This is a genomic window from Xenophilus azovorans DSM 13620, assembly GCF_000745855.1.
In the GTDB taxonomy this organism is placed as follows: Bacteria; Pseudomonadota; Gammaproteobacteria; order Burkholderiales; family Burkholderiaceae_C; genus Xenophilus; species Xenophilus azovorans.
Window position 1 is genome coordinate 108,357 of sequence record NZ_JQKD01000008.1, and the last position, 21,873, is coordinate 130,229.

The window sequence follows — 21,873 nt, forward strand, 5'->3', positions numbered from 1 at the left end:
AGAGACAAACATGACATCCAAGCATCCGAACCGCACACTGCGCGCCGCCTGCGCAGCCGCCGCCCTGGCCCTGGCGTCGCTGGGCGCCCAGGCGGCCGACAAGACACTGACCGTCGGCATCAGCGACGCGCTCTCCGGCGGCGGCGCCGTGTACGGCCTGCCGCAGCAGCGGGCGATCGAGCTCGCCGTCGAGGAGATCAATGCGGCGGGCGGCATCGCGGTGGGCGGCGACACCTACCGCATCAAGACCATCGCCTACGACGACAAGGCCGACCCGACCGAGGCGACCAACGTCGTGCGCAAGCTGATCGACCGCGACAACGTCAAGGTGCTCCTGGGCTTCTGCTGCTCGGCCTCCGGCGGCGCGGTGGCGTCCTTCATCGGCCGCGAGGACGTGCTGATGCTCGTGGGCACGGCCGGCGCGCGCGACATCACCGCCGCCGGCAACGCCAACGTGTTCCGCACCCGGCCGCCGGGCGACTACACGGGCGCCGCGGCCGGCCGCTACCTGTACGAGAAGGGCGTGCGCAACCTGGGCGTGCTGGCCGTGCGCGACGTGGCCCTGTTCACGCAGTACCGCGAGGAGCTCATCAAGGCCTTCACCGAGGCGGGCGGCAAGGTGGCCGCGGTCGAGACCTTCGGCGGCCACGACCGCGACATGAGCTCGCAGCTGACCAAGCTGCGCGCGCTCAAGCCCGACGCGGTGTTCATCTCCGGCTATGTCGAGCAGGCGGCCTTCGCCTATCGCCAGTCGAAGGAGCTGGGCATGAAGATGCCGCGCTACGGCTTCAGCGGCGGCAGCGAGGCGCAGTTCCTCAAGGTCGCGACCAACGACCAGATGGAAGGCGTGACCGACCTGCTGGCGGTCGAGTTCTCGGTGCAGGCCCTGGGCAGCCAGAACGCCAGGCGATTCGCCGAAGCCTACAAGGCCAAGTACAAGGAAGAGCCGACGCCCAACACGGCGTACGCCTACGACCAGGTGTACGTGCTGCGCGACGCGATCAGGAAGGCGCAGAGCGTGGACGACGTGAAGAAGCTGATCGCGGCGGTCCGCTCCCTGCCGGTGCCTTCGGACGCGCTGCTGAAGTACATCCCGATCGACGGCAGGATGTTCGACGAGAACGGCCAGGCCTACATCTCCAACGGCGCCTTCGTGTGGAAAGGAGGCAAGTGGACCTTCGCCGGCGAACTGCCGTCGGACGCCAAGGCCTACTCCGCCTACCTGCGTTCGCTGCGCAAGTGACTCGCGGGCCATCGGGCTGCGCGGTGCGGTCCATGGCCCCTTGTTTTTCTTCTTCTTCCCGCAGCCCGCACGCGCCGTGCGGCGGGTGCGGCTCATCCTCCTGAACGGGGCCTGGCGGCGATGACCGAACTCATCCAGCAAGTATTGAACGGCCTGGTGGTGGGCAGCGTGTACACGCTGATCGCCCTGGGCCTGACCATCATCTTCGGCATCCTGGGCATCGCTCACTTCGCCCACGGCAGCGTGGCGATGTTCGGCGGCTACCTGACGTACTGGCTGATGCAGACGCTGGGCGTGAACATGCTGGCCGCCATGCCGCTGGCCATGGTCGCCGGCGCCGCGCTCGGCGTGCTGATCGAGAGGCTCGCCTACCACCCGGTGCGCAACGACGCGCCCATCAACGCCTTCATCATCGCGCTCGGCCTGACGATGCTGATCGAGAAGCTCAACCTGCTGATGTTCGGGCCCGACCAGGTGATCGTGCCCAGCCCCTTCGGCGACGTGTTCGAGTTCGGCGACGTCGTCATCCCCGAGCTGCGCGCCTATGTCTTCATCATCGCCGTCGTGCTGGTCGTCGCGATGACGCTGTTCATCAACAAGTCGTGGATGGGCTCGGCGATCCGGGCCGTGGCCCAGAACCGGCCGGCGGCCATCCTGATGGGAGTGAACGTGAACCGCGTCTCGATGATCGTCTTCGCGCTCAGCTCGGCGCTCGCCGTGGCGGCGGGCGCCCTGGTCGGCGCGCTCTTCGCCGTGGCGCCCGGCGTGAGCGGCGGCCTGGTCATCAAGGGCTTCGCCGTGCTCATCCTGGGCGGACTGGGCTCCATCCCGGGCGCGATCGTCGGCGGGCTGATCCTCGGCGTCAGCGAGTCGCTGTCGGCCGGCTTCCTGTCGTCGGCGTACAAGGACGTGATCTCCTTCGTGATCATGATCGGGGTGCTGCTGCTGCGCCCCGAGGGCCTCATGAGAAAGAAGGGATGAGGAGACCGATATGATGAAGAAGCTGCCTGTTCTCCTGCTCGTCGTCCTGGCCGCGTTGCTGCCGCTGGTGCTCGACGTCAAGTACTACATCCACCTGGCGGTGCTCGCGATGGTCTGGGCCATCGTGGCGCAGGGTGCCAACTTCATCCAGGGCTACACCGGCTACGTCTCGATCGTGCAGGGCGGCTTCATGGGCGTCGGCGCCTACGCCTCGGCCCTGCTGAGCATGCGGCTGGGCCTGCCGGTGTGGGCCTCGCTGCTGGTGGCGCCGCTGCTCACCGGCGCGGTGGCGCTGGTGGCGGGCTATCCGTCCCTGCGCGTGAAGGGGCACTACTTCGCGATCGTGACCATGGCCTACAACATGGTGATCTTCATCGTGCTGATCAACGCGATCGACATCACGGGCGGCGAGTCGGGCCTGAGCCGGATCCCCGTGCCGGCCGGCTTTCACCTGGCCGGCCGCGAGATCGACTTCAGCAACCGTTCGCACTACTACTATCTCGTGCTGGCCGCGCTCGTCATGACCAGCGTGGCGGCGGCATGGCTGGTGCGCTCGCGCGTCGGGCGCACCTGGCAGGCGACCCGGCAGAACGAGAACTATGCCGAGGCACTGGGCATCTCGTGCGCGCGCTACAAGCTGGCTGCGTTCATCGGCAGCGCGCTGTATGCGGGCTTCGCGGGCGCCCTGTACGCGCACTACGTGGGATTCATCAACCCCTCGCCCTTCTCGGTGGACGCATCGATGAACGCCATCCTCGCCGTGATCCTGGGCGGCAGCGGCACGCTGGCGGGGCCGCTGGTCGGCGCCGGGCTCGTCGTCGCGCTTCCCGAGGTCCTGCGCGTGGCGGAAACTTTCCGGTTCATCGCCTACGGCGTGCTGCTCATCGTGGCGATGATCTTCTTCCCGCGCGGCCTGGTGCCCATGATCGGCGGCCTGTTCCGCCGCCGCCGGGGCGCCGGGCGCTGAATCACTACACGAACAAAGAGGAATCCGAGAAATGGCCCTGAACATTGCCGAGTCGGTGCGCTGGCACGCCCGGACGCGGCCCCACGCGGTCGCGCTGACGGAAGGCGACCGCAACGTCACCTACGGCGAACTCGACCTGATGGCCGCGGGCTGCGCCAACGCGCTGCGCGTGATGGGGGTGAAGCCGCGCGAGCGCGTGGTGATCGCGCTGCCGAACTCGATCGCCTGGGTGGTGATCTACCAGGGCGTCCTGCAGAGCGGGGCGATCCCGGTGCCGGTCAATCCGCTGCTGGTCACCCCGGAAATCGCCGCGATCGCGCGCGACTGCAGCCCGGCGCTGATCATCGACGACGGACGCCATGCCGCCGAGCTGCGCGAGGCACTGCCCGAGTTCAACGCGCGCGGCACCATCATCGACGTGGGCGTGGAGGCCGCGGGGCTCACCCTGATGCCCGGCAAGCTGGCGTTCCCGTTTCCGGAGTTCGAGCCCGGCGAGACGGCGGTCATCCTCTACTCCTCCGGCTCGACGGGCCGGCCCAAGGGCGTGGAGCTGTCGCACTTCAACCTGCTGTGGAACATCCAGGCCTTCGCCAACGACCTGCTGAAGCTCACGCCGCAGGACGTCGGCTATGGCGTGCTGCCCTTCGCGCACGTCTACGCGCACACCTGCCTGTTCTCGACCTTCCTGCACGTGGGGGGGCGGCTGGTCCTCGCGCCGAAGTTCGATGCGCAGACGGCGCTGCGGACCATCGAGCGCGAGAAGGTCAGCGTCTTCATGGGCGTGCCCACCATGTACTGGACCCTGCTGGAGGCACCCGTGCCCGAGGGCCTCGACCTGTCGACGCTTCGCGCCTGCGTGTCCGGCGGCCAGGCGCTGCCCGAGCAGGTCCACCGGCGCTTCGAGGAGAAGTACGGCGTGCTGATCTCGGAGGGCTACGGCATGACCGAGGCGAGCCCGTCCATCGTCGGCAACCGCTTCGACCCCGAGGGCCGGCGCATGGGCTCGGCCGGCAAGCCCTACTGGGGCGTCGAGCTGCGCATCTGCGACGACGACGGGAAAGAGGTGCCGGTCGGCGAGCATGGCGAAGTCATCATCCGCACGCCGGGCATGGCGCGCGGCTACTGGGGGCAACCCGAGATGACGGCCGCCACCTTCAAGGACGGCTGGATCCACAGCGGCGACATCGGCTACGTCGACGCGGACGGCTTCCTGTACATCGTGGACCGCAAGAAGGAACTGATCATCACCGGCGGCTACAACATCTATCCGCGCGAGATCGAGGAAGTGCTCTACGGCATCCCGGGTGTGCTCGAGGCCGCGGCCATCGGCGTGCCGGATTCGCGGCTCGGCGAGCGCGTGGTCGCGTACGTCAGGGCTTCCGCGGCACTGACCGACAGGGACATCCTGGGTGTCTGCGAGACGCAGCTCGCCCGCTACAAGGTGCCGCGCGAAGTCCGCTTCGTCGATTCGCTGCCGCACAACGCCACCGGAAAGATCGACCGGGCGCGGCTGCGCCTGAAGGCGAACGCCTGAAGTCTTCCCCTTCCCCTCCACAGGACCGGATCCCATGACCCAAGACGAGTTCTGCGCGCTCCTGCAGCGCTTCACGGCCGCCGCCGAGGCCGGCGATGGCGAGGCCTTCGCCGCCTGCTTCACGCCCGACGGCGTCTACCACGACTACATCTACGGCGACCACACCGGCCGTGCCGACATCGCGCACATGATGTCCGGGCTCTTCCACCGCGACGCCGGGCCGGACTACCGGTGGGAGATGTTCGACCCCGTCTGCAACGGCAACCTGGCCTACGCCTGGTCGCTGTCGAGCTTCACCTCGCGTGTGCCTGATTTCGCCGGGAAGTTCGTCGTCATCGACGGCATCAGCCGCTTCGAGCTGCGCGACGGCCTGATCAGCGACTACCGCGAATCCGTCAACGGCGGCGTCGCGATGGCGCAGCTCGGCGTCGCCGCGCCGCGCATCGAGAAGGTGCTCGGCCGCTGGGCGCGTGAACTGCGCGAACGGCCCGAGACGCAGGCCTATCTCGTCCGCCCCAGGCAGAACAGCGCCGCGTGACGGGCGCCCATCCATCGAGGAACGCCATGAGCTACCAGGACATTCTCTACACCGTCGAGCACCGCGTTGCGACCATCACGCTGAACCGCCCCGAGCGCCTGAACGCGTGGACGCAGACCATGGAGCGCGAAGTGCGCGACGCGATGGAACAGGCCGCGCAGGACAAAGGCGTCGGCGCCATCGTGCTGACCGGCGCGGGCCGCGGCTTCTGCGCCGGCGCCGACATGGACGAGTTGAAGGACCTCGACCCGAACGACATCAGGAGCGATTCGTGGATGCGTCCGTTCGACATGAACCGCCGTCCCGACTACCAGACGCGCTATTCGTTCTACCCCGCCGTGCCCAAGCCGGTGATCGGCATGCTCAACGGCGCGACGGCCGGCATCGGGCTGGTCCACGCGCTGTACTGCGACATCCGTTTCGCGGCCGACACCGCCGTGTTCTCGACCTCGTTCGCGCGCCGCGGCCTCATCGCCGAGCATGGGCTGAGCTGGATGCTGCCGCTGATCGTCGGGCACGCGAACGCGCTCGACCTGCTGCTGTCCGCCCGCAAGTTCCGCGCGGACGAGGCGCTGTCGATGGGGCTGGTCAACAAGCTGCATCCGCCCGAGAAGCTCGCCGAGGCCACCTACGCCTACGCGCGCGACCTGGTCGACAACGTGTCGCCGCGCTCCATGCGCGTCATCAAGCGGCAGCAGTACGAGGTGCCGTTCCAGACCCTGGCCGAGGCCACCATCGACGCGAACCGCGAGATGTCGGAAAGCGTGAAGAGCGAGGACTTCCGCGAGGGCGTCGCGCACTTCGTCGAGAAGCGGGCGCCGCGCTTCACCGGCAACTGATCCGGCGCACGAGGACGGATCGATGTCGTTTCGATTGACGAGCGGGCAGGAGCAGTTCCGCGCCGAGGTGCGCGCGTTCATCGCGAGCCATCTGCCGGCGCAGACCCGCCGCAAGGTGCTGGGCGGCTATGCGCTGGAGCGCGAGGACTACGTGCAATGGCATCGCGCCCTGCATGCGCGCGGATGGGGGACGCCGCCGTGGCCCGTCGAGCAGGGCGGCCCGGGCTGGGATGCGATCCAACGCCACATCTTCGAGGAGGAGTGCGCGCTGGCGGGGGCGCCCGAGCTGGTTCCCTTCGGCTACAAGATGGTCGCGCCCGTGCTCATGAAGTACGGCAACGCGGCGCAGCAGCAGCATTTCCTGCCGCGCATCGCGAGCCTGGAGCACTGGTGGTCGCAAGGCTACTCCGAGCCGGGCGCGGGCTCGGACCTGGCTTCCCTGCGCACCCGCGCCGAGCGCCGCGGCGACCGCTATGTCGTGAACGGCCAGAAGGTCTGGAACACGCACGGGCAGTACGCCGACTGGATCTTCTGCCTCGTGCGCACGAGCACGCAGGGCCGGCCGCAGGAGGGCATTTCCTTTCTTCTGATCGACCTGCGCTCGCCGGGCGTGGAGATCCGGCCGATCATCACCTTCGACGGGGCGCACGAGATCAACGAGGTCTGGTTCAACGACGTCGAGGTACCGGCAGAGAACCTCGTCGGAGAGGAGAACCGCGGCTGGACCTACGCCAAGTACCTGCTGGCGCACGAGCGCGCCAACTTCGGGACCATGATGGGCTGGTGCCGCCGCGACCTGGCACGGCTGCGCGGCATCGCCGAGCGGGAGCCGTGCGGCCGGCGCCGGCTGATCGACGACCCGCTGTTCGGCGCCCGGCTGGCACGGCTCGAGGCCGAGCTGGTGACCATCGAGACGGTCAACCTCCGGCTGCTCACGTCCGGGAGCGTGACCGATGCGCACTCGGCGTCGTTCCTGAAGATCGTCAGCTCGGAGCTGCAGCAGGCGATCGCCGACCTGAGCCTGCTGGCCGGCGCATCGGGCAGCCTGGTCTTCGATCGCGAAGCGCTCAGGCGGGGCGGGGTGGCGGGCGACGCGCGCGCGAGCTGGTGCGCGCCGCTGGCCGCCACCTATCTCAACATGCGGAAGACCTCGATCTACGGCGGCTCGAACGAGATCCAGAAGAACATCACCGCCAGGCTCCTGCTCGACGCGCCGGCCGGCCGCGAGCCCGATGCGGGGCTGTCGTCAGAGCAGGAGATGCTGCAGGACATGCTCGCGCGCTACCTGCGGGACGCGAAGGCGGCGCCCTGCCTCCCCGACGAGGCCGATCCGCAGCGCGAGGAGGCCCTGTGGGCGGGCCTCGTCGGACTCGGCGTGACCGGCCTGCTGGCGCCCGAGCAGGCGGAGATGCTCGGCGGCGGCGCAACCGAGGCGATGCTGGCCCTGCGCGAGCTGGGCCGGGCGGGCGCGTCGACGCCGTTCATCCCGCATTCGGTGCTTGCCACCCTGGCGCTTCGCGGATGCGCGGACGGGGCGGCCCGGGAATGGCTTTCGCGCATGCACGAGGCCGAAGCAGGCGCGCTCGTCACGCCGGCGTTCGACGAGGCCGGCACCCGGTACGACTGGCATGCGCCGCAGGCCGTCGCCCGGATCGAGAGCGGCGGCGTGTGCCTCGAAGGCATCAAGACCGGCGTCCACTACGCGCCCGGCGCCGATGCACTCATCGTGTCCGCGCGGCTGGCCGGCGAGGGCGACGAGGTCGCGCTCTTCCTGGTGCCTGCCGAGGCCTGCACCATCACGCGAAGCTACCGTGGGCTCGACGGCACGCCGCTGGGCGACCTGAAGCTCTCCGGCCCGGTGCCCAAGGCGGTGCTGCTGGCGCGAGGCAAGGCGGCGCACGGGCTCATCGAGGAACTGCACGGCTGGCACATCGCCGCCCTGGGCGCGCTCGGCGTGGGAGCCATGCAGACCGTGTGCGAAATGACCGCGCGCTACCTGGGCGAGCGCAGGCAGTTCGGGCAGGCCCTGTCCCAGTTCCAGGTGCTGCGGCACCGCTTCATCGACATGCGGATCCAGTTGCTGAAGGCGCAGGCCATGGCCGCGCTGGCGGCGGACTGGGCGGTGCGCGCCGATTCCGGGGAGCGCCGCAAGGCCCTCGCGGCGGCCAAGCTGACCCTCTCCGAGGCGGCGGCATTCATCGGCGAACAGGCGGTGCAACTGCACGGCGCGATCGGCATGACGGCCGAATACGAACTGGGTACCTACTTCCGCCTGCTGACCACGGTGCGCCTGCTCGGCGGGGACGTCGACACCCAGCTCGCCGTTCTGCAAGCCTGAAAGCTGCCGGCGCGCCGCCGATGCTTCAGGAGAAGTGGTCGAATGAAGCGAAGCGCTGCGCCACCGGCGCACCCTGCGCATCGACGATGCGCAGGCCGGGCTCGGCCTCGATGCGGCCGATGCGCGTGACCGGCGTGCCGGCGGCGCGCCCCGCCGCCTCGACGGCGGCGCGCGCCGCGGCGGGCGCGGTGAAGGCCAGCTCGTAGTCGTCGCCGCCGGCCAGCGCGAGGCTGCGCCACGCCGGCGCATCGAAGGCCTCCATGCCGGGCGCGCCGCGCGCGGCCACGCGCGCGGCCGCGGCGTCGGCATCCAGCGTCGCGCCCACGCCGCTGGCGCGCAGCACGTGGCCCAGGTCGCCGGCCAGGCCGTCGCTGACGTCGATGGCGCTGGTGGCGGTGCCGCGCAGCGCCTGGCCGAGCGCGACGCGGGGCGTGGGCCGTTCCATGCGCGCGCGGGCGGCGGCGAAGACCTCCGCCGGCACGGCCAGCGTGCCGCGGAACACCTCCAGCGCCAGCCGCGCGTCGCCCAGCGTGCCGCTCACCCACAGGTCGTCGCCGGCCCGGGCACCGGAGCGCAGCAGCGCGCCGCCGGCGGGCACCTCGCCGAACACGGTGACGCAGATCGTGAGCGGGCCGCGCGTGGTGTCGCCGCCGGCCAGCGTGCAGCCGTGCGCGTCGGCCAGCGCGAACAGGCCGCGCGCGAAGCCGGCCAGCCAGGCGTCGTCGACCGACGGCAGCGCCAGCGCGAGCGTGAAGGCCAGCGGCTTCGCGCCGGCGGCGGCCAGATCGCTCAGGTTGACGGCCAGCGCCTTGTGGCCGAGTGCGGCCGGATCGACGGTGGCGAGGAAGTGCCGCCCCTCCACCAGCATGTCGGACGAGACGGCCAGCTGCATGCCGGGCGCCGGCGCCAGCAGCGCGCAGTCGTCGCCCACGCCCAGCGCCACGCTGCCGCCCGGCGGGACCGGGCGCGTGAAGTGGCGCGCGATCAGCTCGAACTCGCCCATCGCGTCCTCAGGCCGCCGGGGTGCGGAAGCGCTGCGCCGCCTGCCGCACCACCTCGGCCAGCAGGCGTTCCCTGCCCTGGCGCTCGCGCAGCCAGCGCGCGTCGTTGTGGCTGGCCTCCACGTCGGTGCGCAGGCGCGCGAAGGCGCGCGTGGCGTCGAGCGTGTTGGCGTGCGATTCGAGCATGGTCATGGTGCGCAGGATGTGCTCGCGCAGCGGCAGGTGGTCGCCGGTGGCCGGGTCCACGTACACGGCGTCGAGGCCGAAGCGGCAGGCCTGGAAGCGGTTGTAGGTGTAGACGAGGTAGTCGTCCTCGCTCGGCACGAAGGGCTGCTCCTGCAGGAAGTACGAGGCCAGCGTCTGCACGTAGCCGGCCAGCGCGGCGGCGCGCTCCACCGTCAGCGGCGTGTCGAAGACGCGGATCTCGATGGTACCGAACTCGGGCTTGGGGCGGATGTCCCAGTAGAAGTCCTTCATGCTGCGCACGACGCCGGTGCGCGTCATGCGCTCGAAGTAGTCGCCGAACTCGCGCCAGCTCAGCGTGAAGGGCGCGCGGCCCGACAGCGGGAAGGCGAACACCGAGTTCAGCCGCGCCGAGTCGAAGGCCGTGTCCTGCCCCTGCACGAAGGGCGAGGAGGCCGACAGCGCGATGAAGTGCGGGATGTAGCGGCTCATGCGGTGCAGCATGAGCAGCGCCGCGTCGGCGTCGGGGCAGCCCACGTGCACGTGCTGGCCGAAGATGGTGAACTGCTTGCTCAGGTAGCCGTACAGCTCCGACAGCTCCCGGAAGCGCGGCTTGTCGTAGATGCGCCGCTCGTGCCACTGCTGGAAGGCGTGCGTGCCGCCGCCCAGCACCGCGATGTTGAGGCGGTCGGCCGTCTTCACCAGCGCGTCGCGGATGGGCGTGAGCTGCCTGAGCACGTCCTCGGCCGAGTGGCAGATGTCGGTCGAGATCTCGATCATGCTCGAGGTCATCTCCGGCACCACGCTGCCCGGCAGCTTGAACTGCGCCATGCCGCGCAGCATGTCCTCGGCGTAGGGCGCCAGGTCGTAGTCGTGCGTGTTGACGAGCTGCAGCTCCAGCTCCACGCCCAGCGACAGCGCCTTGGAGCTGCTGAAGGGCTCCAGCGGCACCATGCGGCGGTCCGCCTGGCTCTTGAGCGCCTCCGGCACGTGCACCGCCTCGGCGGGTGCGTCGGAAAAGATCGAGGGCGTCATCGTTGTGTATCCCGTTGCGTTTCTTCCGCGGGCGGGAAGGCCTCCGGCCGCCAGGGGCGCGAGCTCTCGCCGGCGGCGTGGATGGCCACCGTGGCCAGCACCGCGCCCACCACCTCCATCACCAGGATGGCCGGCAGCGCCACCTGCGTGACCAGGTGACCCAGCAGCGGCGACGCGGTGACGAAGCTGGAGGCGATCAGGAGCGCGATGGACGACAGCGGCGACATCGCGCAGCCCACCCACACCGCCTGCCGCCAGCTCGCGCCGCTGCCCGGGTTGGCCAGCGCCACGCCGGCGATCTTGGCGATGGTGCGTACCACGATCAGCGCCAGCACGGTGGTGGCCACCGGCCGGCTCCACTCGGCCTGCGCCGCCACCATCGAGACCAGCACGAACATCAGCATCGTCACCAGCGAGGAGGCCGTGCCCAGCTGCTGCGGCCACGCCCACGGCCGCGGGTTCAGCAGCTTGAGCAGCACGCCGCCGATCAGCGCCGCCAGCGGCGCGGCGCCGCCGAAGTGCGTCGCCACCGCCGCGCCGGCGCCGATGATGGCCAGCAGCAGGATCGAGGTGTTCTCGCTGGTCGGGCTCATCACCCGCAGCGCCGAGCGCAGCGCCAGCGCCATCAGCGCGCCCACCACGAAGGACAGCCCCAGCACCACCAGCACCGGGTAGAAGCGGTCGAACAGGCCCAGCGGCGTGCGCTCCACCAGGCTGGCCTGCGCATAGCCCAGCACCAGCGCGTAGAAGGTGCCCAGCGTGGCCAGCGCCATCGCGCGCTCGGTCACCGGGCCCGAGGCGCGGGTGTCGATGGCCACGCGCATCAGCACCGCCGGCGAGGCCGCCAGGGCGATGGTGGCCAGCGGCCCCGCCACCGGCTCCGGCACGTCCAGCCAGGTCAGCAACTGCCACACCGCGGCATAGGTCAGCAGCGACTCGACCACGCTCTGCGCCAGCACCATCGGGTTGTGGCGGAACCAGCCCAGCGGCAGGCGCCCGCCCGCCTCGAACAGCACGATGGCCACGCCCAGCTCGAGCAGGAACAGGGCCGTGCCCCGCAGCGGCCAGACCGCGCCGCCGAAGCCGGCCAGGCCGACCACCGTGCCCACCAGCGCGTAGCCCACCACCTTGGGCAGCCCCATGTAGCGCTGCACCAGGTGGCCGGCGGCGGCCGCGGCGGCCACCAGCAGCGCCCAGCCCACGGTGGGCAGCCCGGCCGTGGGGCGCACCCATTCGGCCCAGAAGCCCAGCAGTTCGGAAGTGAAGAAATTCATCGGCAGGACAAGACGGATGCGCCGGCCCGGGGGGCCGGCGCCGGAATTCTCTGGACGCCTGCGGGCCGGCGCCCGCTAGTGCAGGACGCGCGGCACGCCGGCGGCGTGCGGATCACTGCCGCCTTCGGCGGACAGCACGAACAGCGGGATGGGCACGTCGAAGCGCTCGCCCTTCTCGCTCACCACGAAATAGCTCCCCTGCATGGTGCCGCGCGGCGCCCGCAGCCGGCATCCGCTGGTGTAGCGGAAGGATTCGCCCGGCGCGAGCAGCGGCTGCTGCCCGACCACCCCCAGGCCCTTGACCTCCTGCGTGTGGCCGGAGGCGTCATCGATCAGCCAGTGGCGCGCGATGAGCTGGATGGCGAAGTCCGCCACGTTGCTCACCGTGATCGTGTAGGCGAAGGTATACACGCCTTCCACGGGGGAAGACTGGTCCGCAAGGTACTGCGGCTCCACTTCCACGGTCATCGGGTGCTCGGGGCGCGGCATGCCGCCGATGTTAGCAACCGGCCGCCGGCCGCCCGTCTGCGGGCAATCCCCGGGGCAATCCCGCGACAATGCGCGCCCATGAGCCGCCCCACGCACCGCATCGCCCCTTCCATCCTGTCCGCCGACTTCGCCCGCCTGGGCGCCGAGGTGGCCGACGTCATCGCCGCCGGCGCCGACTGGATCCATTTCGACGTGATGGACAACCACTACGTGCCCAACCTCACCTTCGGCCCGATGGTGTGCGAGGCGCTCAAGCCGCACGCGAAGACACCTGCCGGCCAGGCGGTGCCGATCGACGTGCACCTGATGGTCGAGCCGGTGGACGCGCTGGCGGCGGCCTTCGCCAAGGCCGGCGCCGACTACATCAGCTTCCACCCCGACGCCTCGACCCACGTGCACCGCAGCATCCAGGCCATCCGCGCGGCGGGCTGCAGGCCGGGGCTGGTGTTCAACCCCGGCGCCGGGCTGGAGGTGCTGGACTGGGTGATCGAGGACATCGACCTGATCCTGATCATGAGCGTCAACCCCGGCTTCGGCGGCCAGGGCTTCATCGACTCGGCCCTGCGCAAGATCGAACAGGCGCGCAAGCGCATCGACGCCAGCGGCCGCGACATCCGGCTGGAGGTGGACGGCGGCATCAAGGCCGACAACATCGCCCGCGTGGCCGCGGCCGGCGCCGACACCTTCGTGGCCGGCAGCGCGATCTTCAACGCGCCGGACTACGCGGCGGTGATCGCCGCGATGCGGGCGCAGCTCGCCGGCTGACGCCCGCCCTTCGCCCATGCCCGCCACCCCCGCCGACGACACCCTGCGCATCCACGGCTTCGCCGCCCTGCGCCCAGGGCCGCGGCTGCTGGTGATGGGCGGGGTGCACGGCGACGAGACCTGCGGCACGGCTGGCATCGAGCGCGTGCTCGGCGAACTGGCGGACGGCACGCTCGCGCTGCAGCGCGGCCAGCTCACGCTGGTGCCGATCGCCAACCCGCTGGCGCGGCGGCGCCTGGCGCGCGAGGGCGAGCGCAACCTCAACCGCGCCTTCATGCCGCGCACCGTGCCGGTGGACAACGAGGACCGCCTGGCCAACCTGCTGTGCCCGCTGATCGAGCGGCACGAGGTGCTGCTGGACCTGCACTCCTTCGAGAGCCGCGGCGAGGCCTTCGCCATGATCGGCCCGCGCGACAACGACGGCCCGCTGGAGCCCTTCGCCCGCGCGGCGGAAGAAGGCCGCCTGGCGCTGCACCTGCGCACGCCCACCGTGGTCGAGGGCTGGCTGGACATCTACGCCGCCGGCCTGGCGCAGCGCGCCGGCGGCGCGGCGCCGGGGGCCGAGGCGCTGGGCTACGGCTGCGGCACCAACGAATACATCCGCAGCCGCGGCGGCTACGGCGTGACGCTGGAATGCGGCCAGCACCGCGACCCGGTCGCGCCCGAGGTGGCGTGGCGCGCCATCCGCCGCACGCTGGCGCTGCTGGGCATGGCGCCGCTGCCGCCCGAACTGGCCGGCGAAGGGCCGCCGCCGGCGCCGCGCCTGCTGCGCCTGGCCGGCGTGTCCGACCGCCTGCACCAGGGCGACCGCTTCGTGCGCGACTGGGCCACCTTCGACGCCGTGCGCGCCGGCGAGCCGGTCGGCCTGCGCCACGACGGCGCCGTGGTGGCGGCGCCGGGAGACGGCTTCATCGTCTTCCCCAACGCGCGTGCGCTGCCGGGCAGCGAGTGGTTCTACTTCGCCACGCGCAGCGAGCGCGTGCTGGGCTGACAACAGACGGGCGCGCCTCCTGCGCGCCTACACCGCCCGCCGGGCGGGTTGCCTAGAGTGGAGGATCGAAGGAGTCTTCGCCATGGCTTCCAAATCCGCTTCTTCTTCCTCCCGCACCGCCCCCGCGCCGCGCGTCCTCTGGAAAGGCGCCATCAGCTTCGGCCTCGTCCACATCCCGGTGGCGCTGTACTCGGCCACGCGCGACAGCGGCATCGACTTCGACTGGCTCGACAAGCGCAGCATGGACCCGGTGGGCTACAAGCGCATCAACAAGAAGACCGGCAAGGAGATCGCGCGCGAGCACATCGTGCGCGGCGTGCAGTACGAGAGCGGCCAGTACGTGGTGCTGAGCGACAAGGAGATCGCCGACGCCTACCCGCGCACCACGCAGACCATCGAGATCGAGAGCTTCGTGCCGGCCGACGGCATCCCCTTCGTCTACCTGGAGCGGCCCTACTACGTGGCCCCGATCAACCGCGGCGCCAAGGTGTACGCGCTGCTGCGCGAGACCCTGCAGCGCAGCCGCCGCATCGGCGTGGCGCGGGTGGTGATCCAGACCAAGCAGCACCTGGCCGCGCTGGTGCCTGCCGGGCCGGGCCTGGTGCTCAACCTGCTGCGCTGGGGCTCGGACATCCGCTCCTGGGAAGACCTGCCGCTGCCCGACGCCGATGCGAAGAAGGCCGGCCTCACCGAGCGCGAGCTGCGCATGGCCGGGCAACTGGTGGACGACATGAGCACCGCCTGGAACCCCGAGGACTACCGCGACGAGTTCAGCGAGCAGATCATGAAGCTGGTGGACCGCAAGGTGGCGGCCGGCCAGACCGAGGAGGTCGCCAGGCTGGCGCCGGTGGAGCGCGGCGAGACCGGCGGTGGCGCCAAGATCCTGGACCTGACCGAGCTGCTGCAGCGCAGCCTGCGCGGCCGCGGGCGCGGCGCATCCGCACAACAGGACGACGGGGAGGACGGCGACGAAGCCCGGCCGCCCAAACGCAAGCCGGCGGCCAAGGCGCGCAGCGGCGGCCGCGCGCCGGCGAAGGCGGCGCGAAAGACGGCGCCGCGCAAGTCCGCCGCCCGGGCCACGCCGTCGCGCCGCGCCGCCTGAGCCTCCGCCCGCCATGGCCGAGAAGACCCGCTCCCGACGCGCTTCCGCCGGCACCGCCCGCCGCGCCCTCGGCGACTACCGCCGCAAGCGCGACTTCAGCGCCACGCCCGAGCCCACCGGCGGCGCGCCCTCCGCCGCCGGCGCCCTGGCCTTCGTGGTGCAGAAGCACCATGCCTCGCACCTGCACTACGACTTCCGGCTCGAGTTGGACGGCACGCTGAAGAGCTGGGCCGTGCCCAAGGGCCCGTGCCTGGACCCGGCCGTCAAGCGCATGGCGGTGCAGGTGGAGGACCACCCGCTGGACTACGCCGGCTTCGAGGGCACCATCCCCGAGGGCCACTACGGCGCCGGCACCGTCATCGTGTGGGACAACGGCATCTGGACGCCCGAGGGCGACGCGCGCCGCGCGCTGAAGGCGGGCAAGCTCAAGTTCACGCTCCACGGCCGCAAGCTGCGCGGCGGCTGGACGCTGGTGCGGATGCGCCCGCGCTCCGCCGCCGACGAGAAGAAGCCCGCCTGGCTGCTGATCAAGGAGGACGACGCCGAGGCCCGGCCGCTGGACGACTACGACGTGGAGCAGGCCGAGCCGGACAGCGTGCTCGGCGCACCGCCCGCCGCGCCGGCCGCCGCGAGTCGCCCGGCGCGGCCGCGGGCACGCGGCAAGGGGCATGACGCCCTGCCCGACACCCTCGCCCCCGAACTCGCCACCCTGGTCGCCTCGCCGCCGGCCGATCCGGCCCAGTGGCTGTGGGAGCTGAAGTTCGACGGCTACCGCCTGCTGACCCGCGTCGATGCGAAGGGCCGGGTGCGCTGCCTCACCCGCAACGGGCACGACTGGACGGCGCGCCTGCCCGAGCTGGCGCGCGCGCTGGACGCGCTGAAGCTGCGCTCGGCCTGGCTCGACGGCGAGATCGGCGTGGAAGGCGAGCGCGGCGCACCGGACTTCCAGGCGCTGCAGAACGCCTTCGACCGGCAGGCGACGTCCCGCATCGTCTACTGGCTGTTCGACGCGCCCTTCCTCGGCGGCCGCGACCTGCGCGATGCGCCGGTGACCGAGCGCCGCGCCGCGCTGCGCGAGGCGCTGGGCACGCGGCCGCCGGGCATGCTGCGCTTCTCGGAGGACTTCGACGCGCCGCCGGCCGACCTGCTGGCCTCCGCCGCGCGCCTGGGTTTCGAGGGCATCGTCGGCAAGCGGCGCGACTCGCCCTACGTCAGCCGGCGCAGCGCGGACTGGATCAAGCTCAAGCACCACCTGCGGCAGGAGTTCGTCATCGGCGGCTACACCGCGCCGCAGGGCAGCCGCGCCGGCTTCGGCGCGCTGCTGCTGGGCGTGCATGACGAGGCGGGCCGCCTGCGCCACGCGGGCAACGTCGGCACCGGCTTCGACGCGCGCCTGCTCGCCGGCATCCATGCCGCCTTGCGCAAGCTGCACACCGACGCCTGCCCCTTCGAGCCGCGCCCGGCCGGCCTGCGCGCATCGCGCGTGCAGTGGGTGCGGCCGCAACTGGTGGCCGAGGTGTCCTTCGGCGAGTGGACGCAGGGCGGCCACGTGCGCCAGGCGGTGTTCCACGGCCTGCGCACCGACAAGCCACCGCACGAGATCGTGCGCGAGCGCGCCGCCTCCGCCCCACCGAAGGAGAACGCCGCCATGCCTGCCCGCACGCCCCGCGCCGCCGACTTGCGGATCTCGCATGCCGACCGGGTGATCGACCGCGCCAGCGGCGCCACCAAGGGCGACGTGGCGGCCTACTACGCCGAGGCCGCGCCGCTGATGCTGCCGCACCTGAAGGGCCGGCCGGTCTCGCTGGTGCGCGCGCCGGAGGGCGTGGGCGGCGAGCTGTTCTTCCAGAAGCACGCGCAGCAGGCCGAGCTGCCCGGCGTGAAGCGGCTCGATCCTGCGCTGGACCCGGGCCACGAGCCGCTGCTGCAGATCGATACCGCGCGGGCCCTCGTCGCCGCGGCGCAGATGAACGTGCTGGAGCTGCACACCTGGAACGCCACCTCCGGCGCCATCGCACAGCCCGACCGCATGACCTTCGACCTGGACCCCGGCGAGGGCGTCGCCTGGGCGCAGGTGCAGGAGGCCGCGCTGCTGGTACGCACGCTGCTGCAGGAGCTGGGCCTCGTTGGCTTTCTCAAGACCAGCGGCGGCAAGGGCCTGCACGTGGTCGTGCCGCTGCGGCGCGAGCATGGGTGGGACACCGTCAAGGCCTTCTCACGCGCGGTGGTGGAACACCTTGCGCAGACGATCCCTGCACGCTTCGTCGCCAAGAGCGGGCCGAAGAACCGCGTCGGCAAGGTGTTCGTCGACTACCTGCGCAACGGCTTCGGCGCCACCACCGTGAGCGCCTGGTCGCTGCGCGCCCGCCCGGGGCTGGGCGTGTCGGTGCCGGTGGCGTGGGAGGAACTGCCCGAGCTGCACAGCGGCGCCCACTGGACGCTGGCCACCGTGCGCCCGCGCATGGCCGGCACCGGCAACGCGCCCTGGGACGGCATGGCACGCGCGCGGCGCGGCCTGGCGCGGCCGATGAAGGTGCTGGGCTTCACGCCCTGAGGCGCCTTCCGTCTTCCCCGCGCCTGCGTAGTCCATAAGCCCTAGGCCATCCTGCAAATTGGCCCCGCGGGGGGCCGCTCCCTAGACTGCCCCGGCGTCGCCCAAGCGCGACCGGCCGCCGGTGTGCGGCGGCGGGCGCGGCGCGGCATTGGGGGTCGAATGGAACGATTGGCGACGAAGAGCACCGCGCGGTACCCGTGGCGCCGGCGCATGGTGCATGGGCTGTGGATGGGTGCCGTCATCGCCGCGCTGGCGGCATCGCCCGGCGCAAGAGCCCAGGCGCCCGATGCGGAGGCCGCCGCGGCCAGGCAGGAACAGGCCCGCCTCGCCGACACCGACACCCTGCTGGCGCTGACCAATGACGGCGCCATCCTCTACTCGCAGGACCAGGTCAAGCTCAGCGGCTACCAGTACTGCAGCCAGGCGGTGGCGCTGGCCGAGGCGGGCGAGTTCCGCCAGAGCGTGCGCGCCGCCAGCAAGGCGCTGCACCTGGCCGGCGAGACGCAGGACCCGAACCTGCGCGCCATGGCCAACCGCGACCTGGCCATCGTCTACAGCTACTCGGGCCAGCTGGAGAAGGCCGAGCAGTTCGCGCGCGAGGCGCTCAAGTACCCGGCGCGCGACCCGAAGCTGGTGGTCGGCCCAGCGCACAAGGTGCTGGGCGACGTGGCAGCGCGGCGCGGCGACTACGCCGGCGCGGTGCGCAGCTACGACGAGGCGCTGGCCGGCAGCTCCGAGCGCTACGCGCCGCTGGTGCGCGCCTCGCTCGCCAACGCCCTGATCGAGGCCGGCGACACCGCGCGGGCGCGCCAGGTCGTCGACGAGCTGGGCACGCCGCGCGACGCCGCCCTGGCCGCGCAGGTGGAGCGCACCCGCGCCAGCCTGCTGCTGGCCGAGAAGAAGCCGGCCGAGGCCAAAGCCCTCTACACCGACCTCACCACGCGGCAGATGGGCACCGACACCGAGTACTACCGCCTCTGGGCCTGGGACGGCCTGGCGCGCAGCGAACTCGCGCTGGGCGACAAGGCCGCCGCCGCCGACGCGCTGGGCCGCGCCGTCGGCAACGTGGACAAGGTGCGCGCGCGCTTCCGTAGCGAGGAATTCAAGATGGGCCTGTTCTCCGACCTGCAGTCGGTGTTCGAGCGCGCCATCGGCCTGTACGCGGAGGTGGGCGACGCGCAGCGCGCCTTCGAGATCAGCGAGCGCAGCCGCTCGCGCGCCCTGCTCGACGCGGTGCGCGGCCGGGCGAAGCTCAGCGAGCAGGCCATGCAGTCCATCGACCTGCCCGCGCTGCAGCGCGCGCTGCGGCCCGACGAGCGGGTGATCGAGTTCCACGTCCTGCCCGAGCGGCTGCAGGTGTGGGTGATCGGGCCCGACAGCATCCGCACGCAGAGCATCGCCGTCACGCGCGACGAGCTGACCGACCTGGTCGACACGTACCGCAACTCGGTGGTGCGCGGGCGCCGCACGGCGGTGGCCAACGGCGAGAAGCTGGGCGAGGCGCTGATCGCCCCGCTGGGCCTGAAGGCCGGCGAGCGGCTGGTGATCGTGCCGCACGGGCCGCTGCACTACCTGCCCTTCCAGGCGCTGCGCGTGGGCGGCCGCTACCTGATCGAGACGCACCCGATCGCCGTCGCGCCCTCGATGAGCATCGCCGTGCAGCTGGCGCAGCGCACGCCCAGCGCGCAGGCCGACCTGACGGCCTTCGGCAACCCGCGCATCGAGGACAAGTACGACCTGCCCGGCTCCGAGGCGGAGGTCAAGCAGCTCGCGCGCCTGTTCCCCAGCAACCGCGTCTTCATGGGCGCGCAGGCCACCAAGACGCAGTTCCGCGAGGCGGTGGGCCGCGCGCCCATCGTGCACGTGGCCGCGCACGCCGAGGCCGACCAGGTCGACCCGCTGTACTCGCGCATCCTGCTGGCCAACGAGGGCGGCCGCCAGAACTTCCTGGAGGCGCACGAGATCCTGGAGCTGCCCATGCAGAGCAACGCGCTGGTCACGCTGTCGGCCTGCGAGTCGGGCCTGGGCCGCATCGCGCAGGGCGACGAGGTGCTGGGCTTCACGCGGTCCTTCCTCTCGGCCGGCAGCTCCAGCCTGATCGCCTCGCTGTGGCCCGTCTCCGACGACGCGACCGAGGTGCTGATGAGCACGCTGTACGGCGAACTGGCCAAGGGCCGCGACCTGCAGCAGGCCATGCAGGCCGGCCAGCTGGCGGTGCTGCGCAACCCGAAGCTGGCGCACCCCTTCTTCTGGGCGCCCTTCAACCTGATCGGCAACTGGCGCCTCACCGTCACGGCGGGCGGCGCATGAGCAGCAGGAAGAGCATGACGCACACCCCTCGACGCCCCATGCAGCCGCACCCCGTGGCGATCGCCGCCGCCGCGCTGCTGCTGTGCGCCGCGCCCGGCGCCGCGCGCGCCCAGGGCGCGACCCAGCAGCTGCCGCTGCTGCCCACGCAGAACCCCTGCGACGCCTGCGCCCGGCCCACGGCCCAGGGCGCCGCGCCGCAGACCCTGCCGGCCGCGCCCGCGCCGGCCGTCTCCTTCCGCCTCAACGACCTGCGCCTCAATGGCGCGCAGGCGCTGTCGTCCGAGGACCTGCGCGAGCTCACCACCCCCTACATCGGCCGCGACGTGACGCTGGCCGACCTGGAGGCGCTGGCCAGCGCCATCACCCAGCGCTACCGCGAGCGCGGCTACTTCCTCGCGCAGGCCGTGGTGCCGGTGCAGAAGGTGCAGGACGGCATCGTCGAGATCAGCATCGTGGAAGGCCGCATCGGCAAGATGGAAGTCAACCTCGCGCCCGAGGCGCCGACCAGCGAGGCGCGCGTGCGCGGCTTCCTCGCGCCGGTGGCGGTGGGCGAGGCGGTCAGCGCGCCGTCGTACGAGCGCGCGATGCTGCTGCTGTCGGACCAGCCGGGGCTGCGCGTGGGCTCCTCGCTGCAGGAGGGCACCGCGCCCGGCACCACCGACCTGGTGGTGGACGTGAACCCCGGCCCGCGCTGGAGTTTCGCGGCCGAGGCCGACAACCACGGCACCAAGGAATCGGGTCGCTACCGCCTCGGCGGCACCGTGCGCTGGGCCAGCCCCTTCGGCATCGGCGACAACCTCGACCTGCGCGCCATGGTCTCCAACGGCAATGCGCTGCAGTTCGGCCGCATCGCCTACGAGGCGCCCATCGGCACCAACGGCCTGCGCGTGGGCGTGGGGCTGGCGCGCGTCAACTACGAACTGGGCGGCGAGTTCGCCGAGCTGGGCGCGCAGGGCAAGGCCGACGTGTTCGACGTCTCGCTGAACTACCCGCTCATCCGCCAGCGCCAGCACAACCTCTTCCTGCGCCTTTCGGCCGACAGCAAGAAGCTCACCGACGAGTACAGGGCGGTGGACTTCTCGGCGCGCAAGCGCGTGCGCGGCTTTGGCCTGGGCTGGACCTGGGAGCGCCGCGACGAGTGGCTGGGCGGCGGCTACTGGGCCAGCGCCGGCACGCTCTACCGCGGCCGCCTGTCCATCGGCGACGCCGACACCCTGCTGGCCGACCAGGGCGTGGGCGGCCACCGCACCGAAGGCGGCTTCAGCAAGGCGACCTTCCAGTTCTCGCGGCTGCAGGCGGTCATCCCCGGCCATTCGCTGTACCTGGCGCTGGGCGGCCAGTGGGCCAGCAGGAACCTCGATGCCTCGGAGAAGCTGTCGCTCGGCGGCGCGCGCGCGGTGCGGGCCTACCCCTCGGGCGAGGTGCTGGCGGACCAGGGGCTGATCGGCACCGTGGAATGGCGCTGGTCGGCCAACGCCGAACTCACCCCCTTCGTCTTCTACGACGCGGCGCGCGGGCGCCAGATCAGGAACCCGACGATCTACGACGCCGTGCCCAATTCGCGCAGCCTGCGCGGTGCGGGCATCGGCCTGAGCTGGGTGCGCCCGGGCAACTTCGCCATCAATGCCACGCTGGCCTGGCGCGCGGGCACCGAGCCGGCGCGCGCCGACGGCGGCGGGCGCAACCCGCGGCTGTACGTGCAGGCGCAAAAGACATTCTGAGAGGCGCC

General features: G+C 71.7%; 16 protein-coding genes and 2 pseudogenes. 14 read left to right on the forward strand and 4 right to left on the reverse strand.

The features are described 5' to 3' along the window. Window positions 1-10 precede the first annotated feature (10 nt). The 8 genes and pseudogenes from Q392_RS07405 to Q392_RS33840 form a co-directional block, all read left to right on the forward strand. Window positions 11-1,243 carry an ABC transporter substrate-binding protein gene (locus Q392_RS07405; protein ID WP_051953059.1) on the forward strand — a complete coding sequence of 411 codons (1,233 nt, stop codon included), beginning with the start codon at window positions 11-13 and terminating at the stop codon, window positions 1,241-1,243. Window positions 1,244-1,363: 120 nt separating this feature from the next. Then, window positions 1,364-2,224: a branched-chain amino acid ABC transporter permease gene (locus Q392_RS07410; protein WP_038203906.1), complete on the forward strand. Its 861-nt coding sequence runs from the start codon at window positions 1,364-1,366 to the stop codon at window positions 2,222-2,224. Between the two features lie 10 nt (window positions 2,225-2,234). Further along, window positions 2,235-3,191 carry a branched-chain amino acid ABC transporter permease gene (locus tag Q392_RS07415; protein WP_038203909.1) on the forward strand — a complete coding sequence of 319 codons (957 nt, stop codon included), beginning with the start codon at window positions 2,235-2,237 and terminating at the stop codon, window positions 3,189-3,191. Window positions 3,192-3,222: 31 nt separating this feature from the next. Beyond that, a complete protein-coding gene (locus tag Q392_RS07420) occupies window positions 3,223-4,725 on the forward strand; it encodes a class I adenylate-forming enzyme family protein (protein WP_038203912.1) in 1,503 nt (500 codons plus the stop codon). A gap of 34 nt (window positions 4,726-4,759) precedes the next feature. Continuing rightward, window positions 4,760-5,263: a nuclear transport factor 2 family protein gene (locus tag Q392_RS07425; RefSeq protein ID WP_038203916.1), complete on the forward strand. Its 504-nt coding sequence runs from the start codon at window positions 4,760-4,762 to the stop codon at window positions 5,261-5,263. A 26-nt stretch (window positions 5,264-5,289) separates the two neighbouring features. Beyond that, window positions 5,290-6,102 carry an enoyl-CoA hydratase gene (locus Q392_RS07430; RefSeq protein ID WP_038203919.1) on the forward strand — a complete coding sequence of 271 codons (813 nt, stop codon included), beginning with the start codon at window positions 5,290-5,292 and terminating at the stop codon, window positions 6,100-6,102. A 22-nt stretch (window positions 6,103-6,124) separates the two neighbouring features. After that, window positions 6,125-7,309: pseudogene (locus Q392_RS33835) on the forward strand (acyl-CoA dehydrogenase family protein); the annotation flags it as partial. Window positions 7,310-7,360: 51 nt separating this feature from the next. Beyond that, a pseudogene (locus tag Q392_RS33840) lies at window positions 7,361-8,440 on the forward strand (acyl-CoA dehydrogenase family protein); the annotation flags it as partial. Between the two features lie 25 nt (window positions 8,441-8,465). Here the strand turns inward: Q392_RS33840 and thiL are convergent. The 4 genes from thiL to apaG all read right to left on the reverse strand — a co-directional run bounded on the left by thiL (window position 8,466) and on the right by apaG (window position 12,401). Then, a complete protein-coding gene (gene thiL, locus Q392_RS07440) occupies window positions 8,466-9,443 on the reverse strand; it encodes a thiamine-phosphate kinase (protein WP_038203922.1) in 978 nt (325 codons plus the stop codon). 7 nt (window positions 9,444-9,450) lie between these two features. Next, complete coding sequence (locus tag Q392_RS07445; protein WP_038204195.1) at window positions 9,451-10,575, reverse strand: YbdK family carboxylate-amine ligase; 1,125 nt, start codon at window positions 10,573-10,575, stop codon at window positions 9,451-9,453. An 80-nt stretch (window positions 10,576-10,655) separates the two neighbouring features. After that, a complete protein-coding gene (locus Q392_RS07450; RefSeq protein WP_038203926.1) occupies window positions 10,656-11,933 on the reverse strand; it encodes a cation:proton antiporter in 1,278 nt (425 codons plus the stop codon). Window positions 11,934-12,008: 75 nt separating this feature from the next. Further along, window positions 12,009-12,401: a Co2+/Mg2+ efflux protein ApaG gene (apaG, locus tag Q392_RS07455; RefSeq protein WP_425425172.1), complete on the reverse strand. Its 393-nt coding sequence runs from the start codon at window positions 12,399-12,401 to the stop codon at window positions 12,009-12,011. Between the two features lie 99 nt (window positions 12,402-12,500). Between apaG and rpe the strand changes: the two genes are divergently transcribed. From rpe to Q392_RS07485, 6 genes are all read left to right on the forward strand, one after another. Continuing rightward, a complete protein-coding gene (gene rpe / locus Q392_RS07460) occupies window positions 12,501-13,187 on the forward strand; it encodes a ribulose-phosphate 3-epimerase (RefSeq protein ID WP_038203933.1) in 687 nt (228 codons plus the stop codon). A 16-nt stretch (window positions 13,188-13,203) separates the two neighbouring features. Continuing rightward, the gene (locus Q392_RS07465) at window positions 13,204-14,178 is read left to right on the forward strand and encodes a M14 family metallopeptidase (protein ID WP_038203936.1); all 975 of its coding nucleotides are present in this window, start codon (window positions 13,204-13,206) and stop codon (window positions 14,176-14,178) included. Window positions 14,179-14,260: 82 nt separating this feature from the next. Then, complete coding sequence (gene ku / locus Q392_RS07470; protein WP_038203939.1) at window positions 14,261-15,280, forward strand: non-homologous end joining protein Ku; 1,020 nt, start codon at window positions 14,261-14,263, stop codon at window positions 15,278-15,280. Between the two features lie 13 nt (window positions 15,281-15,293). Then, complete coding sequence (gene ligD / locus Q392_RS07475) at window positions 15,294-17,834, forward strand: DNA ligase D (RefSeq protein ID WP_038203942.1); 2,541 nt, start codon at window positions 15,294-15,296, stop codon at window positions 17,832-17,834. Window positions 17,835-18,002: 168 nt separating this feature from the next. Then, window positions 18,003-20,144: a CHAT domain-containing protein gene (locus Q392_RS07480; RefSeq protein WP_245610663.1), complete on the forward strand. Its 2,142-nt coding sequence runs from the start codon at window positions 18,003-18,005 to the stop codon at window positions 20,142-20,144. 14 nt (window positions 20,145-20,158) lie between these two features. Continuing rightward, complete coding sequence (locus Q392_RS07485) at window positions 20,159-21,865, forward strand: ShlB/FhaC/HecB family hemolysin secretion/activation protein (protein WP_245610664.1); 1,707 nt, start codon at window positions 20,159-20,161, stop codon at window positions 21,863-21,865. Window positions 21,866-21,873: the final 8 nt, after the last annotated feature.